Source organism: bacterium, assembly GCA_035945995.1.
Taxonomy (GTDB): Bacteria; Sysuimicrobiota; Sysuimicrobiia; order Sysuimicrobiales; family Segetimicrobiaceae; genus DASSJF01.
In genome coordinates this window covers 1-16625 of sequence record DASYZR010000049.1, presented here as the reverse complement: position 1 = coordinate 16625, position 16625 = coordinate 1, and the positions used below count along the sequence as shown (strand labels likewise).

Annotated in this window: 15 protein-coding genes and 1 tRNA gene; 4 read left to right on the top strand and 12 right to left on the bottom strand. The window is 68.4% G+C overall.

All coding sequences use genetic code 11. The features are described from left to right. Positions 1 to 13: 13 nt before the first annotated feature. The 3 genes from VGZ23_04710 to VGZ23_04700 are packed head-to-tail and all read right to left on the bottom strand — an operon-like array spanning position 14 to position 3106. The gene (locus tag VGZ23_04710) at positions 14 to 904 is read right to left on the bottom strand and encodes a carbohydrate ABC transporter permease (GenBank protein HEV2356899.1); all 891 of its coding nucleotides are present in this window, start codon (positions 902 to 904) and stop codon (positions 14 to 16) included. Next, positions 901 to 1791 (bottom strand): sugar ABC transporter permease, encoded by an 891-nt coding sequence (locus VGZ23_04705; protein ID HEV2356898.1) that lies wholly within the window; start codon positions 1789 to 1791, stop codon positions 901 to 903. The genes VGZ23_04710 and VGZ23_04705 overlap by 4 nt, the downstream gene beginning before the upstream one ends. Positions 1792 to 1846: 55 nt before the next feature. Beyond that, the gene (locus tag VGZ23_04700; GenBank protein HEV2356897.1) at positions 1847 to 3106 is read right to left on the bottom strand and encodes an extracellular solute-binding protein; all 1260 of its coding nucleotides are present in this window, start codon (positions 3104 to 3106) and stop codon (positions 1847 to 1849) included. Between the two features lie 153 nt (positions 3107 to 3259). Here VGZ23_04700 and VGZ23_04695 point away from each other — a divergent pair, with 153 nt between their 5' ends. Continuing rightward, on the top strand, positions 3260 to 4249 hold the full coding sequence (locus VGZ23_04695; GenBank protein HEV2356896.1) for an ExsB family protein: 990 nt from the start codon (positions 3260 to 3262) through the stop codon (positions 4247 to 4249). A 10-nt stretch (positions 4250 to 4259) separates the two neighbouring features. On the opposite strand, the gene VGZ23_04690 is transcribed toward VGZ23_04695, so the two are convergent. The 7 genes from VGZ23_04690 to VGZ23_04660 all read right to left on the bottom strand — a co-directional run bounded on the left by VGZ23_04690 (position 4260) and on the right by VGZ23_04660 (position 12120). Next, entirely contained in the window at positions 4260 to 5015 is a 756-nt protein-coding gene (locus VGZ23_04690; GenBank protein ID HEV2356895.1) for a hypothetical protein, read from the bottom strand. Further along, a complete protein-coding gene (locus VGZ23_04685; protein ID HEV2356894.1) occupies positions 5012 to 5623 on the bottom strand; it encodes an ABC transporter ATP-binding protein in 612 nt (203 codons plus the stop codon). Before VGZ23_04685 ends, VGZ23_04690 begins: the two co-directional genes overlap by 4 nt. Before the next feature lie 2 nt (positions 5624 to 5625). After that, positions 5626 to 6756 carry an enolase C-terminal domain-like protein gene (locus tag VGZ23_04680; GenBank protein ID HEV2356893.1) on the bottom strand — a complete coding sequence of 377 codons (1131 nt, stop codon included), beginning with the start codon at positions 6754 to 6756 and terminating at the stop codon, positions 5626 to 5628. A 9-nt stretch (positions 6757 to 6765) separates the two neighbouring features. Further along, positions 6766 to 7914 (bottom strand): ABC transporter permease, encoded by a 1149-nt coding sequence (locus VGZ23_04675; GenBank protein ID HEV2356892.1) that lies wholly within the window; start codon positions 7912 to 7914, stop codon positions 6766 to 6768. Continuing rightward, positions 7911 to 8894 (bottom strand): ABC transporter permease, encoded by a 984-nt coding sequence (locus tag VGZ23_04670; protein HEV2356891.1) that lies wholly within the window; start codon positions 8892 to 8894, stop codon positions 7911 to 7913. The genes VGZ23_04675 and VGZ23_04670 overlap by 4 nt, the downstream gene beginning before the upstream one ends. 27 nt (positions 8895 to 8921) lie before the next feature. Then, positions 8922 to 10862, bottom strand: coding sequence for an ABC transporter substrate-binding protein (locus VGZ23_04665; GenBank protein ID HEV2356890.1), 1941 nt, complete (start codon positions 10860 to 10862; stop codon positions 8922 to 8924). Between the two features lie 70 nt (positions 10863 to 10932). Beyond that, positions 10933 to 12120, bottom strand: coding sequence for an enolase C-terminal domain-like protein (locus VGZ23_04660; GenBank protein ID HEV2356889.1), 1188 nt, complete (start codon positions 12118 to 12120; stop codon positions 10933 to 10935). 765 nt (positions 12121 to 12885) lie between these two features. On the opposite strand from VGZ23_04660, the gene queG reads away from it, so the two are divergent. Both queG and VGZ23_04650 read left to right on the top strand, forming a co-directional pair. Then, on the top strand, positions 12886 to 14091 hold the full coding sequence (gene queG / locus VGZ23_04655) for a tRNA epoxyqueuosine(34) reductase QueG (GenBank protein ID HEV2356888.1): 1206 nt from the start codon (positions 12886 to 12888) through the stop codon (positions 14089 to 14091). 10 nt (positions 14092 to 14101) lie between these two features. Next, the gene (locus VGZ23_04650) at positions 14102 to 14797 is read left to right on the top strand and encodes a phosphopantothenoylcysteine decarboxylase (GenBank protein ID HEV2356887.1); all 696 of its coding nucleotides are present in this window, start codon (positions 14102 to 14104) and stop codon (positions 14795 to 14797) included. Between the two features lie 105 nt (positions 14798 to 14902). Here VGZ23_04650 and VGZ23_04645 read toward each other — a convergent pair whose 3' ends face one another. Then, the gene (locus VGZ23_04645) at positions 14903 to 15400 is read right to left on the bottom strand and encodes a hypothetical protein (GenBank protein HEV2356886.1); all 498 of its coding nucleotides are present in this window, start codon (positions 15398 to 15400) and stop codon (positions 14903 to 14905) included. Between the two features lie 216 nt (positions 15401 to 15616). Here VGZ23_04645 and VGZ23_04640 point away from each other — a divergent pair. After that, a tRNA-Gly gene (locus tag VGZ23_04640) sits at positions 15617 to 15691 on the top strand. Positions 15692 to 15925: 234 nt separating this feature from the next. On the opposite strand, the gene VGZ23_04635 is transcribed toward VGZ23_04640, so the two are convergent. Next, on the bottom strand, positions 15926 to 16625 hold a 700-nt coding region (locus tag VGZ23_04635; protein ID HEV2356885.1), incomplete at its 5' end, for a pentapeptide repeat-containing protein.

Genomic DNA, 16625 nt, shown 5'->3' with positions numbered 1-16625 from the left:
GCCGGGCGATCCGCTACCCTTTGACGGCGCCGGCCGTCAGGCCCTTGATGAACTGCCGCGACATGAGGACGTACAGCAGCAGCACGGGGGCCGCCGAGAGGGTCAGGCCGGCGAACAGCGCGGCCCAGTTGGTGGCGTATTCCCCGAAGAACACCGTGAGCCCGAGGGGCACGGTCTTCACCCGCTCGGCGTGGGTGAAGACCAGCGGGAAGAAGAAGTCGTTCCAGATCGGGATGATATTGTACACCGTGACGATCGCGAGCGCCGGCCGGACGAGCGGCAGCAGGACGCGCAGCAGAATCGCCGCTTCGCCCGCGCCGTCGATGCGGGCCGCGCTGTCGAGGTCCTGCGGCAGCGCCCGAAAGAACCCGGTCAGAATGAAGACGGCGCTCGGCAGCCCGGACGCGGCGTACACCAGCACCAGCGACGCGAGCGTGTCGAGGAGTCGCAGATCGCGCATCATGATGAACAGCGGGATAATGGCGAGCCGGATCGGCACCATGATCCCGCTCAGGAAGAACAGGTACACGAGGTCGTTGCCGCGGAAGCGGTACCGCCCGAGCGCGAACGCCGCGAGCGTGCCCGTGGTCAGGATCAGCGCCATGGACGCGACCGTCACCACGACGCTGTTCCGGAAGTAGAGCGCGAAGTGGGCGGCGCTCCACAGCTGCGTGTAGTTGTCCCAGCGCGGGGCGAGCGGGAGGGCGAACGGCCGCTGGAAAATCTCGCGCGTGCTCTTGAGCGAGGAGAGCACCATGAAGACGAGCGGCAGCACGACCAGGAGGGCGTTCGCGGCGAGCAGCGCCTGCGTCAGCACGGCGGCCGCGGCGGGACCGGCGCCCCGGATCCCCGGACGGGGGGCCGCGCGGACGATGACGCCGCCCGGCGTGCCGGGCGCCCTCACGCCTCGATTTCCCGCCGCCGCAGGTACACGGCGCCGAGCCCGCTCGTCACGAGGATCAGCACAAACATGACGACCGCGATCGCCGAGCCGAGGCCGACGTCGGGGTTGCCGGTGTCGACGGCGCCGAACGCCGACCGGTAGAAGAGCAGCCCCAGCACGTCGGTGCTGTGGAACGGCTCGCCGGTCACGCCTTCCATGACGTAGGGCAGCTCGAACCAGTTGAAGGCGCCGATGAACGTGAGAATGACGATGATGTTCACCTGCGGGGCGAGCAGCGGCAGCACGATCCGCCGGAAGATCGTCGCGGCCCCGGCGCCGTCGAGGCGGGCGGCCTCGAGATAGTCCTCCGGGATCGATTGAATGCCGGCGAGAAAGACGATCGTCGGAAAGCCGACCCACCGCCAGGCGTTCACCAGGACCAGGGAGGCCAAGGCGGTGTGCGGGTCTCCGAGCCACGGCCGGGCCAGGGCCCCCAGCCCGGCCGCCGCCAGCAGCTTGTCAACGGCGCCCCACACCGGGTTCAGGAAGAGCTGCCAGAGAAACCCGACGATGACGAGCGAGAGCACCACCGGCATGAAAAAGATCGCGCGATAGAGGCCCGCACCGCGGATCCGGCCGGCCAGGAGAACCGCGAACAGCATCGCCAGGCCGTTTTGCACGGCCATCGTGAGCACGAAAGTCCAGCAGTTGTGCCAGAACGCCCCGGTCATCCGGTCGCGGTACGGGTACTGCGCAAGCAACCGGTGGAAATTCTCGAACCCGGCGAAACCGACGCGCACGATGCCGTCCCAGCGGGCGAAGGCGTACGCCATCGCCGTCAGCACGGGATACGCGACGAACGCGCTGAACAGCAGGAGCGCCGGCGCGAGGCACGCCGCGACCCACAACGCGCGGACGGTACGGTACGGCAGGAGGGCCGGCTTCGGACCTTCCTTCAGGCGCTCACCGTCCGGCGAAGGGCGGGAACCAGGTCGCCAGGCCCCGCGTCACGTCGTCCCCGACCTGCTGCGGGGTCAGTTTGCCCGCGAACATCCCCTGCAGGTCGTTTTGAATCAGCTCGCTCCCGGTCGGGTTCTTCCAGCGGAAGCCGACGAGCATGATGTACGGCGTGGCGTGGCGCATCCAGACGACCACCTGCTGGAGCCGGGGGTCGTGCACTTGCACGCCCGGCACGGCCGAGATCTGCTTGAGCTGATCGGTAAACGCCTGGCCCCACTCCCGCGCCGCGGTGAACCGGATGAACTTGATCGCCTCCGCCATGTGGGGGGTCTTGGCGTTCACGCCGTAGTTGCCGTCGTCGTAACTGCTGACCCACGGGGTGTCGCCCGCCTTCGCCACCGGCCCCGGCATCACACCGATGTCGAGTGACGAGTTCTGGCTCTGGAAGTAGCCGAGCTCCCAGATCCCGCCCACGAACATCGCCGCCTGCTCGTTGATGAAGAGCTGCTGCATGTCGGTGTAGGACACGCCCATGTACCCCTGGGGCAGGTAGGGCCGGAGCTCTCCCATCTTGGCGAGCGCGCCGGTAAACTGCGGGCTCCGGAACGTCGTCTGCCCGCGCGTCACGGCTTCGTAGAAGTTCGAGCCCCCATAGAAGTTCGGCGCGACGACGCCCATCGCGATCTCGAGCGTCCAGCCTTCCTTCCCGCCGTTTGCCAGCGGCGTGGTGCCCTTATCGTGGAGCGTGCGCAGGGCGCCGAGGAACTGGTCCCACGTCCAGGCCGCCGGCTGCACGCCGGCCCGGGCCAGCAGCTTCTTGTTATAGAAGATGACGAGCGCCTGCACGGCGAACGGCACGCCGTAGACCTTGTGGTCCGCCTGCGAGCGGGCGCCGTCCAGCCACTGGCGGGAGAACGTCTTCAGCTCGGGGACCTTGTCGTCGAGCGGAACCAGGAACTCGGGCCGGGCGAACGGCTGCAACGCCCCGTACGCGCGGAGATGTACGATGTCCGGGCCCTTGCCGGCCTGCATCGCCGCCGACAGGACCGTGGCGTATTCGGTGGGCTTGTACGTCTGGAATTGGATCGACACCCCGGGGTTCTGCGCTTCGAACTTCTTGATCATGCCCTCGTAAAACGCCCGGTCTTCGCCCCGCCAGCTCCAGAACGTCATCGCGGCCGTCCCCTGACCGACGACCGCGGCCGGCCAGAGGCCGGCCACCAGCACCGCCGCGGCCAGCGCCCCCCAGATCCGCCTACGCATGCGTCACCCCCGATGCCCACGATGCCGGCCTGTCCGGCGACCCCCCGCGGACGGCCGGCTGACATCGGTGCTCTTTAGTGCGGCGCCGCGGGTCTCCTTCGTCCCGCCGCCCGCGGCGTGACAACCGCCGGCGAATTCGTTAGGCTTGAACCCGTGGACACGCCCGTCGCCCCGGACGCCTCCGGCCTCCGGAACCGGCTGCTCGAGGACATCCGCACCACCGCGGCCGGCCGGCCGGTCGTGGTCGCCTTTAGCGGCGGCCTCGACAGCACCGTGGCGGCAGCCCTGGCACGCGACGCCCTCGGCCCCGGACACGTGCTGCTCGTCACCGTCAACATGGGGCCGTACGCCTACGCGCGCGGCAACGAGATCGTGCTCGAGGTCGCGGAGTCCCTCGGGCTGCAGCAGCGGTGCCTGCTCGGCCAGTACCGGCAGCACCGCGTGCAGGCCGCGGGGCCGGCGTGCAATCGCTGCACGCGCGAGATCAAACTCGGCATGGTCAAGGCCGCGTCCGCCGGGCGGCTCGTGCTCACCGGGGCAAACCGCAGCGACACGTGGGGCCAGTTGGGTCTCAGGGTCTGCAACGGCTACTACGCACCCCTGCTGGATCTCGGCAAGCCGGAGATCCGCGCGCTCGCCGACGCGATGGGCGTGCGGCCGCCGCGGATCGGCGAGCACCCGGGCCGCGAGGGATGCAAACTGAAGCATCTGCTCAAACCGCTCGTCTCGCCCGACTACCACGGACAGGCGGTGGCCCGGGCCAACGAGGTGGTGCTGCGGGTGCTCCGAGAGGCCGGCGTCGCCGCGGACCTCGCGAACGTGAAGATCATCGGGCCGCTCGGGCGCAACATCGGCCTCGTCAACGTGCGGCCGATCCCGGGACCGGAGATCCGGGCCCGGCTGTGCGCGGCCCTCGGAGCGCTCCCCGAGCTCGCGGAAGTCCACGTCGTGGACGGGCCGATCACGCTGGTGGCGAAGGCCAACCCGTCGATTCTGCACGACGCCCACGCCCGGCACTGGATCGAGCGCGGCCGCCTGGCGCCGGACTTCGCCGCCCCGATCCGGGTGGACTGGCAGCCGACGACCAACCGGCGGCTGGGCACGTTCCACATCGTCGGGTTCCGCGCCGGCATCGCAGCCTGAGCCGAGTCCGTCACCGGCGCGGCCGAGCCGTCCGCGTCCGGTACCAGAACGCGATTAGCACGAGGGTGCCGGCGCCGGCGGCCCACACCAGCGCGGCCCAGAACTGCCACCACGCCGCGTGCTCCGTCAGCGCCCCGCCGACGACCATCTGCATCGGCAGGTAGGACGGCAGGAATTCGACGACCTGGCGGTTGGCCGCCGCGCTGCCGATCGGGTTCTGCAGGAACGTGTCCACCAGGCTCAGCATGATGACGAAGAAGAAGCCCTCGAGGTCGCCCGCCAGGGCGACCCCGGCCAGCATGCCGATGGCCACGTAGGCGCAGACGGCGGCGAACGTGCCCGCGGCGACCACCGCGAAGTGCCGCAGCGGGAAGAACAGCCCGAGCACCGCGGCGGCGTAGGCCGCGACGGCGAGCGATGCGAGGCCGAGCGCGACGAGGCGGCCGAGGACCAACGCGGCGCGGGAGTGGCCGCACAACACCAGCCGCTGATCCACGGCCTGCGACTGCCGCATAACGCTCAATCCCACAAACCCCATGATGAGCGTCGTCGCGTTCAGCATCCCGGTCAGCAGACCGAGGCGCGTCTGGCTCGTGGCGACGAAGAGGTTGAAGGCGCGCAGCTTGAAGGCGATCGCGCCCTCGGAGACGGCCGCGATAATCCCGCACCACGCCGGCAGATACGCGAGCAGCAGCATGATCGCAAACCGGTTGTGCCGTTGCTCGATGAGGCTCAGCCGAAACGTGGCCCGAAACTGCGCGATCACGCGCCGCGTTCCGCCGTCAGCACGCCGTCCTGGAGCCGCAGCACGCGGTCGAAGCGCGCCAGCTCGTAGAAGAGGTGCGAGATGATCACCACCGTCTGGCCGGCGCCGCGGTATTCTTCGGCCAGCGCCCAAAACCGCTGGTACGTCTCCCAATCGAATCCTTGGTACGGCTCGTCGAGCAGCAGGACGGTCGGCGTGTGCATCAGCGCGAGCACGAGGTTCAGCTTCTGGCGGGTCCCGCCGCTCAGGTCCCGCACCAGCGCGTGCCGGAATTGCTGCAACGCCAGGCGCTCGAGAAGCGCGTCGGCCGGCGCCGTGCGGTCGAGCCGGTACGCGGCGGCGAACCACTCGAGGTTTTGGGCCACCGTCAGCGCGGCGTGCACCTGCGGCTCCTGGGGGCAGTACCCCAGGCGGCCGTGGACCTCCACGTGCCCGTGCGAGGCCGGCAGCAGGCCGGCGAGGATGCGCAGCAGCGTCGTCTTGCCAGCGCCGTTTTCGCCGACGATGCCGATCATCTCGCCGGGGTGCGCGCGGAAGGTGACCCCCCGCAGCACGCGGTGACGGCCGAACGCCCGGGCGACGTCCGTGGCGGCCAGCGAGGCGTGCATGCTCACGCGTCGAGGCGGTGTTGCTCGATGTACTCCCAGTCGATGTCCTGGCCGAGCCCGGGTTTCTCGGAGATCCGGACGGAGCCGTCGTGGTCGAGTGGGTCGATCACCTCGGTGAGCCACGGGGTGGCGGTTTCGTAGTCGAGAAACGGGTGCAGCAATCCCCGTTCATAGTACTCGCCGGGAAAGCCCATGGCTCCGAGCACCTGCAGATTCGCGGCGCCGCCGCCGTGCACTTCGAGCGGCACGCCGAGCGACTCGCAGAGGTGGATCGCCTTGAGCATGGGCGTAATCCCGCCGAGGTTCGCGGAGTAGCGGCTGATGTCGGAAGCGCCGCGCAGGATCCACTCCGCCCGGGTAAACATCTTCCCCTCGGCGGTCTCCGGGCCCACAAGCGGGATGCGGAGCTGGTCCGCGAGCCACACGTACGAGCTGACGTTGTGCTCGTCCATCGGCTCCTCGAACCAGTAGAAGTCGAGCTCCTCGAGCGCGCGCCCGATGTACAGCGCCTCTGTCCGGCTGTAGTCGTGGAAGCAGTCGAGCATGAGACGCACGCCGGGGCCCACCCGGTCCCGCACCGCCCGGCAGGCGGCGACGTCTCGTTTGGGGTCGGGGCCGAGCGGGGGCATCCAGGTGTGCAGCTTGATCGCGGGGTAGCCCCGCTCGACGAGTCCCACGGCGAACTCCGCGTACGCCTCCGGCGAATTCAACCCGCCGGGGAGATCATCCCCGCACATGGTGCTGGCGTACGCGGGCACCCGGGTGCGGAAGCCGCCGAGCAGCCGCGAGATCGGCACGTGCGCGAGCCGGCCGGCGAGGTCCCACAGCGCGACGTCGAGCACGGCGATCCCGCGGTCGGTCAGCACGTCGCCGGCGAGACGCTGGTGGCGGCGCAGGGTCTGCCAGATGCGCTCGCGGTCGAGGGGATGCTGCCCCACCAGGATCGGCCGGGCCGCGGCGGCGAGCGCCTCGCTGCCACCAAAGCAGTAGCCGTCGATCCCGCTCTCGGCCTGGACGACGGTCAGGGTCTGGACCGCCTCGTGGGCGGGCCCAGGGTGGCCGTGGCCCTCCGCATCGCGCACCACGCGCGACGTGTAGCGGAACCGGATCACCCGGACGTCTTCGATCCGCATTGCGACCTCCTACGCGGAGTACGGGTCCGCCGCGTCGCGGAGGCCGTCGCCGAAGAAGTTGAACGCCAAGACCGTGATCGAGATGAACACGGCCGGGCTCAGCAGCCACGGGTAGTGCCGCAGGGATTCCAAATTCTGCGCTTCCTGCAGCAGCACCCCCCAGCTCGTGAGCGGCGGCCGCAGTCCGAGGTTCAGGAACGACAGCGCCGTCTCCGCCAGGATCATGCCGGGCATCGCAAGTGTGGCGATGACCACGATGAGCCCGAACACCTGGGGCAGCAGGTGCCGGAAGATGATCCGCGCATCGCTCGCGCCCATCACCCGGGCCGCCGTGACGAACTCCTCGTCCCGCAGCGCGAGCACCCGGCCGCGGAGCTGGCGCGCCAGCCACGTCCAGCCGATCACCGACAGGATCACCGTGATCGCGAAGTACACGCGCTCCGGCGGCCAGTGCTGGGGGAGCGCCGCGGTCAGCGCCATCCACAGCGGGATCGCCGGAAACGAGCGGATGACCTCGATTCCGCGTTGGACGAGCTCGTCGATCGGGCCCCCGTAGTAGCCGGACACGACGCCCAGGACCGAGCCGATGACGAGGCTGAGCGCCACGCCCACGAGGCCGATCGTGAGCGACATCTGGCTGCCGATCAGGAGCCGCGACAGCATGTCGCGCCCCTGCCGGTCCGTGCCCGCGAGAAAGACCCCCATGTCCGGATCCGCGACGCCGAAGAGGTGCACGTCCGACGCGATCAGGCCGGCCATCCGGTACGGTTCGCCGTGGACGAAGAAGCGGACCGGGATCCGGCGGCGGCCGTCCGGGGCAAACGTGGTGAGCAGGGTGTTCTGATCGACCTTCGACGTGATGCCGTCGACGTAGAAGCCGAGCCGCGGGCTGAAGTGCGGGGCCTGCGGCGGGAGATAGAGATACTGAATGAACCGCTGATCCACCGTGTAGGGCGCCAGGAAGTCCGCGCACAGGGCCATGACGTAGAACAGCGCCACGACGGCCCCCCCGGCGAGCGCGGCGCGGCTGCGGAGGAACCGCCGCCACACCAGCTGCCGCCGGGACACGCCCGACCGTGCGGCGGGCGTCGCGGCGGCAACCGCGGCCGGTGTGCCGGGGAGCGCGGCCTCCACCTCCATCCCCTCGAGCGCGCTCATTGGTACCGGATGCGCGGATCCATGAACGCCAGCGCCACGTCCGCCAGGAGGTTCCCCAGCATCAGCATCAGGCTTAGGAACAACAGGAACGTCCCGGCAAGGTACATGTCCTGGCTCGTGAGCGCGCGGATGAGCATCGGGCCCGTGGTCGGGATGGAGAGCACGATGCCGAGGATCGTCGCGCCGGAGATCAGCTGGGGCAGCTGCATCCCCATGACGCTGATGAGCGGGTTGATTGCCACCCGGACGGCGTGCCGGTTGATCACGACCCGCTCCGGAAGCCCCTTCGCGCGGGCCGTGCGGACGAACTGCTGGCCCGTGACCTCGAGCATGCTCCCGCGCAGGATCCGGACCAGTTGCGCCGTGCCGCCCGCGCCGAGGATGAGGGCCGGCCAGAACAGGCGGTTCGCGAGGTCGAGCACCTTGGCGGCCGACCACGGCGCCTCCGCCAGCTCCGGGGCCGAGAGCCCGCTCAGCGAGGCGCCGAAGACGAAGATGCCGACAAAGAGATACACCAGTCCGAGCAGGAAATCGGGAATCGACAGGCCGCCGAACGTGACGAAGGTCAGCAGGTGATCCAGGCCCGAGTACTTGTGCGTGGCCGAGTAGATGCCGACCGGGACGGCGATGACCCACATGAGCGCCAGCGAGAGCAGCGAGAGGGCCATGGTTAGCCCGAGCCGGCCCGCGATCAACTCGGCCACCGGCCGCTTCCACTCGAACGAATAGCCGAAGTCGCCGCGCGGAAAGCCGGCGATCCACTTGACATAGCGCACGTACTTCGGCTGGTCGAGCCCGTACTGGTGGCGGAGGTTCGCCATCGCCGCCGCGTCTGCGCCCGACCCGGAGCTCGCGGCGTTGGCCGCGAGCGACGTGAGGAAGTCGCCCGGGGGCAGCTGGATGATGATGAAGCAGACGATCGAGACGAAGAACAGCGTCGGGATCATCGCCCCGAGCCGCCTCGCGATGTAGGCGAGCATGCCCCGCGTCCCCGAGAACCCGGCCGGCTACGCCTTCTTGAAGAAGAACTGGCAGGGGTCCAGATTCCCCGGCGACATGATGACCCAGTCCTGCGTGTAGTGCGCCGGGACGTTTTCCATGTTGTCCTTGACGATGACCGGCACGGGCACCACGCCGACCGTGGTGATGGTCGTCGCCTCTTCGGCGGCCATCCGGATGAGTTTCTTGCCGAGGTCGACCTGTTTCGCCTGATCCACCGTGACCTTGAACAGGTCGTACAGCTGCTGCGAGCGCGCCAGCGGCCCGGTCGGCCGCTCGCCGCGCGCGCCGCCGGTCTTGTAGTACACGCCGAATGCCGGCGCCATCCACGACCGCTCATCGAACGGGAACACGTAGATCGGGTCCACAAACGGCTCGATCCCGCGGTCGGTCCCCCAGGTGGCGATCTGCACCTCGTTGCCGGTGGCGCGCGGCCAGTAGAGATCGCGCGACATCGTCTTGACGACCGCCTTGACGCCCACCGCGTTCCAGTCGGAGGCTGTGAGCTGGACCGCGTCCAGGTCGGCGCCCTGCATTTGCGTCTCGATCGTGATTTCGAGCGGCCGCCCGTCCGGGCGCAGGCGGGTCTTCCCGTCCGGGCCGAGCTTGAGGCCGGCTTTGTCCAGGTATTCGCCGGCCCGCTTCGGATCGTGCTGCTGGTAGAGCGTGTTCACGTCGGGCACGAAGTAGGGGGAATCGGGCACAACGAGCTGGCCGTTGATGACGCCCTGGTTCAGATACGAGACGGCGTTGATCTTCTGCCGGTCGATCGCGTAGGAGAGCGCGATGCGGAAGTTGCGGTCCTGGAAGATCTTACGCAGGACCGGGTCGTGCGGATAGGTCTGGTTCGGCCAGAACACAACCTGGCCGCCCTGCGCCGACGCCCACCGCAGGACGTGGTAGTGGCACGCGGCGGACTTCTCGACAAACAACGGGTACTTCTTGAGGTCCATGCTCCGGTACTGCATGTCGATCCGGCAGGAGAGGGCGAGGCCCGCGGCGGCCTCGTTGCTCTCGACGAGGGTGTGCTCGACGCGGTCGATGTACGGCAGCTGCCGGCCGGCCGGGTCCACCTTCCAGTAGTAAGGGTTGCGGTCCGCGATGAGCGTGGCGCTGCCGGGCGTATACTGCGAGACCGGCCAGGGGGTCATGGACGGACGTTGCGGATTGAGGTCGTCCGCCTTCTGGTTGAAGAGCTTGTAGTCCGTGACCGCGGAGTTGTACTTGGGGTGGAACTGCTTGAGATAGTGGGCGGGCGCGTAGAACCCGAACCGCTCGAAGCTGAGCGGCCACTGACAGCCGTGGAACGCCAGCATCCGCAAGACCATCCCGTTCGCCGCGGCGAACGAGAGCCGAAGCGTATAATCGTCGACCTTCTCCGGCACCATCAGCTTCTCGCCCACCACCCACTCCGCGTGCGGCGCCGCCGACAGCTCCTTGTTGAGCTCGATGTCGTGCCACCAGAACAGGACGTCATCAACAGTCCACGGATGCCCGTCGGACCATTTGAGGCCTCGCCGGAAGTACAGGGTCAGCGTCTTTCCGCCGTCGGTGAACGTCCAGCGCTTGGCCAGCCCCTGCTGGATCGGGTCCCTGGGATTCCGGGGCCAGCGCAGCACCTCTTCGTAGTTTAGTCGCTGCCACGCGTGAAAATCGGCAGGGCCCTTCCAGACACGATGCCACGTGCCGCCGTACTCGCCGGCCGTCTTCACCGGCCGGACGACGAGGACGTCCTCGGCATGCGGGAGGCGCTCGGCAAGCGCCGGCAGCTTGCCCTGCTGGACCAGCGTGGCGAGCATCGGGGCTTCCTGGAATTTCGTTGCGGGCGCCGCCACGGCACTCGCCTGTGCGCCCGGCGCAAGTCCGCGGAACGCGGAGGCGGCCGAGAGCGCCCCCGCGGCCACGCCGGAGAGTTGAAGAAACTTTCGTCGCGGGATCTTCCTGGTCATGCCGGTTCCTCCCCCTGTGATCCCTCACGCCGGCCCCGGCCGGCGTGGCCCCCCGGAGCGGGTACGCGCCCTACCAGCGCGGCTTGATCGGAAGCCACCCCGGATCACGCTTGACGAGCTCGGCGGTATCGTCGCGCTGGCGCACGACACCGCGCCGGAACGCGTCATGGCAGGCCGCGAGCCGGTCTTCGTCGAGATCGACGCCCAGCCCGGGCCCCGGCGGCACGGCGAGCGTGCCGTCCTCGAACGCGAACGGCCGGCCGGCCACGATGTCCTCGGTCAGCCAGGGGTAATGGGTGTCGGCGGCCGCCACCATGGCCGGCACGACGGCGGCCAGATGCGTCATGGCCGCCATCGAGATCCCGAAGTGGCTGTTGGAATGCATGCCGATGCCGAGGTGAAACACCCGGCAGACGCGGCCGAGTTCCTGGCAGGCCCGCAATCCGCCCCAGGCGTGGTGATCGGAGAGGACGACGTCCACCGCGCCGCGCGACACCGCCGGCGCGATCTCGTCCCACGACGTCACGCACATGTTGGTCGCCAGCGGCATGGCGATGCGCTCCCGCACCCTGGCCATGCCCTCGATGCCCTCGGTCGGATCTTCGAGGTACTCAAGCCACACACCGGCGCGTTCCAGGTCGTGCGCCACGCGGAGGCTGGTCTCCACAGACCACACCGCGTTGGGATCGAGGCGCAACGCGTACCCGGGGCCGAAGCGCTCGCGGAGGAGCCGCATCGTCTCGACCTCCTCCGGCGGCGGCAGGACGCCCCCTTTGACCTTGAGCGTGCGGAAGCCGAACCGTTCGACGAAGGCCTCGGCCAGGCCGACCATCTGTTCCGCGGACCCGACCTCTCCCCAGGCATCGTCGTCGGCGTATTTGTAGAAGAGGTAGGCGCTGAACGGCACGCGCTCGCGCACCGGTCCGCCGAGCAGATCGCACAGGCGCCGGCCGGCGGCGCGGCCGATCAGATCGAGGCAGCCGACTTCGATCGCGCCGGCGAGGACGGTGTCGCGCAGACGGTAGATGAACCGCTGCACGTTATAGGGGCTTTCCCCGACCACGACCTGCCGGGCCCGTTCGACGGCGAGCGGACCGACTTTGTCAGGACCGTACGTCTCGCTCAGGCCCACGAACCCGTCGTCCGTCGTCAGGCGGAGAATGGTCCGGAGAAAGTACGGCGCGTGGACGCCCCAGGAGTTGCGCAGCGGCGGATCGGGCGCGGCGACGGGCGTGGCCTCCAAGGTGGTGATCCGCACCGGTTCCTCCCATGCCCACGGATGGGTACCGTCGCGCTCGCGCCATCAGCGCTCGAGGCGTCAAGCCCTTCGCCGCGCGGGCCACCGGTCCTCCGCCCCGGGTGCGTGGACGGGGTTCCTGGTCTTGGGTCTGTGGAGTAAAGCTCTGCGCGTGACGTTCTGTTACAGGTCCAGTTTGAGGATCTCGCCACGCGCGGCGGGACATCGTCGCGCCGCCCTTTGGTCTGAATCGGGGCCTGTCAGGGTATGCGGTTTATCAGCGCAATACTGTCGCCCGAGGAGGACCTCTCTCGGCCCAGTGGAGGTCCGTACGAGAAACACCGCCCTGACTTTGAGCTCGGACCGTCCCGTCGGTCATGGACTCCGTGGCGTAGCGCATCCGCGGCCGCGGCGGTTTGGATTGTCCGCCCGTGTCATCGTCCTTGTGCTCACCGCTATTTTCCTGACTTCTGGGCTTAGTTTCTACGAGGTCGCGGAGCAGCGTCGCGAGGAGGCCCAGCGCTCAGATCGTCTCTATCGTCCCGCGTGGGGGGAGGCGCAGACTCGAGCGTACATCCGGGAGCAGGCCGGCAGGCAATTCGATCCGCGGGCGGCTGACATGTTCTTGACGTTGAGCGGTTGGGGGTCCGGCTAACTACTCGCGGCTCGAGACCGGCCCGTGCGGTGGGCATTCACAGCCCCGGTACGGCGAGTGCACAGGCGGCGAGGGGGAAGAGAGACCCCGGGTGCGTGGACCGAACGGGGCGTCCGGGCTATACTGGGCGCGTGAGCACTCCCGCGGCGCTCGCCGCCGCCGTCAAAGCCGAAGCGCGCGCCGCCGGATTCGACCTGTGCGGGATCACAACGGCCGCGCCGTTCGCCTTGGAGGGCCGGGCGCTCACCGATTGGGTGGCGCAGGGCTACCACGGCGAGATGGCCTACATGGCCCGCAACGCCCCGCGCTCACCGGCGCCGGCGGCCGTGGTCCCCGACGCCAGATCGCTCGTCGTCGTCGGCCTCTACTACGGGGACGCCGTCCCGGGCGGCACCGACGGCGATGCGGGGGCACCCTTGTCGGCCGGCCGCGACTGTTGGCCGGCGGCCGGGCCGCGCGGGCGGATCAGCCGCTACGCTCACGGCGACGACTATCATCTCGTGATGGAACCCCGCCTGCGGCGGCTCGCGGAGTTCCTTCGCACCCGCGGCGCGCGGATCGCACGTTACTACGTGGACACCGGCCCGGTCATCGACCGGGCGGCGGCGCGGCGGGCCGGCCTCGGCTGGTTCGGCAAGAACACGATGATCATCACTCAGCGCGCGTACGGCTCGTGGGTGTTTCTCGGGGAGATTCTCACCGATCTCGCGCTCCCGCCGGATGAGGCGGCCGAGGGCGACTGCGGCCGCTGCCGCATCTGCCTCGACGCCTGCCCGACCGGCGCGATCGTCGCCCCGTACACTGTGGACGCGCGGCGCTGCATCTCGTACCTGACGATCGAACACCGCGGATCCATCCCGCGCGACCTGCGGCCGCAGATCGGCGGCCACGTCTTCGGCTGCGACATCTGTCAGGCGGTGTGCCCCCACAACGCGCGGACCGCGGCGGCGCGGCATCCCGAATTGGCGCCGCGGCCCGACACCGGCGCCCGGCCGGAACTGATCCCGCTGCTCAACATCGGCGAGGCCGAGTTTCGCCGGCGGTTTCGCCGCTCGCCCGTGAAGCGCGCGAAGCGGCGGGGGTTCCGCCGCAACGTCGCCGTGGCGCTCGGCAACGCGGGGGACCCCGCCGCGGTCCCGGCGCTCGCCGAAGCACTCCAGGATCCCGACGCGTTGATCCGTGGGCACGCCGCGTGGGCGCTGGGGCGGATCGGCGGCGACGCCGCGCGCCGGCACCTGCGCGACCGGCTGCTGCATGAGCCCGATCCGGAGGTGCGGGACGAGCTCGACGGCGCGCTGCGGGATGCCGGCGAGGGGAGACGGGTCCAGACCGCGTAAAGATGGGCCCATGAGCCTCCAGGGACGCCGCATCCTGATCACGTCCGGCCCCACGCGGGCGCCGCTCGACGCCGTCCGCTTTCTCTCCAACAAGTCAACCGGCCGGCTCGGTTCGCTCATCGCCGAGGCCGCGCTCGAAGCCGGCGCGGACGTCACGTTCGTCTACGGCCGGGGCAGCGCCCTGCCCCTCGTCCGCGGCGGGCGCATCGATCATCTTCGCGTGCTGCCGATCGACACCGTCGACGAACTGGTCGCGGTGTTCCGGCAGCAGCTGCCGACCGGCTTCGACGCCGTCGTGCACGCGATGGCCGTGCTCGACTTCGCGCCGGCCGAGACGCGCGAAGAGAAAGTGTCCAGCAACCAAACGGAGTGGCTCGTCCGCCTGGTGCCCACGCCGAAGGCGGCGGGGCTCGTGCACGATCTCGCCCCGCGGACGTTTTTCATCGGGTTCAAGCTCGAGGTCGCCAAGTCGCCTGCCGAATTGGTCGGGATCGCCGCGGACTGGGCGCGCCGCACGCAGGCGGATCTCGTCGTGGCCAACGACATGCGCGACATCGAGCACGGCACCCACACGGGCCACTTCGTCCGGCCGGACGGCACCGTGGAGCAGGTCGTGCAGGGCAAGGAGATGATCGCCCGCGCGCTCGTCGCTCTGCTGGGACGGCGGCTCGGCGATCGAACCGAGCCCGCGGGCCGGCGCGAATAGAACGGCCCCCGGTCCCGCTCAGGCCCGGGGGCCTTGGTGCGCGATGCAAACCGCCGGCGGGCTGTGCCGGACCCTACACGCTACGCGTCCGTACGCACGCGCCTCTCAGCGGAGGTCACGAAAGGGGATCGGCGGCACCGGGGCCGGCAGTCCCGTCACGTTAATTATGACTTGGGTGGCGAGGTATTGGATTGTCGCGGCGACCAGGGTCATCGTATTGAGCGGCAGCAGCACCGACGTGATCGACAACGGGACGAGGAACAGGCGGCCCTTGAGTTTCGGACCGGCCGGGGTGTTGAGCCGCACGAGCTGCCCCGGCGGAATCCTGGTCCCCTGCGGGACGAACGCGAGGAACGTTCCGCCGGTGTCGCGCAAGACAGAGATCATGAAGCACTGCCCGGCCGGAATCACGACGCCCCCGGCGCCGAGCCGCGTCGTCGGACAGAACAGCTGCCCCGCGTGACGGACTACAACTTTGGAGGGCGCTTCGGAAGCGCCCGGAGTGCCCGGCGCGCCCTTCGGTCCAGGCCCGGCCGCGGCCGGCAAGACCGCAAGGGCGGCGATCATCAACCCCGTCAACAAGAGCGACCCGGCTCTCGTCACGTCTGCACCTTCCTTTGTGTTCTCAGTGTCTTCTCTTGATCTGACAACGGCGGGACAAAAATCAGCACTAGGATAATACCCCAAACCGGTTCGATGTACTCATGTCCTCAGGAGGCCAAAACGGGCCGCGGGGCCGGGGTTCGCGGCCCGCACCCTTTGACGCTCGCCTTCGGCAGGGAATATAATGAAGACGCCGTATCCGGCACTACAGGGCGAGCGGGAATAGCTCAGTGGTAGAGCATCTGCTTCCCAAGCAGAGGGTCGCGGGTTCGAATCCCGTTTCCCGCTCCAGATTTATCAAGCCTTTGCGATTGCTCACGGCGACACAGACACCACGTTCTGTAGCCTAGGTGTAGCCAATCCCTCAACTCGAATGGACACCCGAATGTGGTACCACCCAAAGGTTGCAAGATGGGAACAAAAACGCCGGTACCCCGCTGCGCCACGCGCCGGATCCGGCCTAAACCGATAGGGGTAGTATCGACCTGCCAAGTTCGTGAAACCTCTAGCGGCCTACATCCAACCTCATGCGTGAATTTCATGCAAGCAGGCGCGTCGCTGGCATACGCGTGAAATGATCTGGCCCAAATGATCACTAATGCTGCCGTCGCGGACGAGCCTAACCATTTCGGCATATTTGTCACCTTCGGCTCGCCGGAACCTATTGCGGAAATCCGGCCCGGTAAGGTATCCCTCACTCACCGCTTCATCTAAACAAGCCTCCGGTCTGGCGGCACCGGGATATTGTCTTCCGGCAACCAGGGCATCGTGCTTTAGATAATCTCTTTTGGGCGTGCCGAGAGGCGTGATGTATTTGCCGAAGAGATATCGCAGTTGCAATGCCGTTGGACAAGACTCTGCAGTAGGAACCGGCCTGCCCGTCCGGGCGGCCAACCATTCCTTGATTTGTCCCGGGTCATCGAGGAGCTTGGAGCCAACGAAGATGGAAAAAGCACGGCTTGAGTCCCCAAACCGCGCATCCCTTAAATCATTATCGCCTTCGAAACGCGTGCGGTGAAGAAACGTCCCCTCAAATAGCGCTCCCCGAAGATCGCAGTCCCTGAATACCCCATGCGAAAGATCGGATTGTCTAAATGAAACGCCGGACAAGTCGCGATTCATAAAACGAAGGCCAGCCAGATTTCTACTCTCAAAAGTGAGTTGCGTACGTTTGATGACATCGCGGCCCGGACGAGCAAGCATGAGTAGCGAAAGCAGAACTTTG

Excerpts from the sequence above, each read along its gene's own strand:
- VGZ23_04700 (HEV2356897.1), bottom strand. The coding sequence starts at position 3,106 with ATGCGTAGGCGGATCTGGGGGGCGCTGGCCGCGGCGGTGCTGGTGGCC.
- VGZ23_04685 (HEV2356894.1), bottom strand. The coding sequence starts at position 5,623 with ATGCACGCCTCGCTGGCCGCCACGGACGTCGCCCGGGCGTTCGGCCGT.
- VGZ23_04680 (HEV2356893.1), bottom strand. The coding sequence starts at position 6,756 with ATGCGGATCGAAGACGTCCGGGTGATCCGGTTCCGCTACACGTCGCGC.
- VGZ23_04675 (HEV2356892.1), bottom strand. The coding sequence starts at position 7,914 with ATGAGCGCGCTCGAGGGGATGGAGGTGGAGGCCGCGCTCCCCGGCACA.
- VGZ23_04670 (HEV2356891.1), bottom strand. The coding sequence starts at position 8,894 with ATGCTCGCCTACATCGCGAGGCGGCTCGGGGCGATGATCCCGACGCTG.
- VGZ23_04665 (HEV2356890.1), bottom strand. The coding sequence starts at position 10,862 with ATGACCAGGAAGATCCCGCGACGAAAGTTTCTTCAACTCTCCGGCGTG.
- VGZ23_04650 (HEV2356887.1), top strand. The coding sequence starts at position 14,102 with ATGAGCCTCCAGGGACGCCGCATCCTGATCACGTCCGGCCCCACGCGG.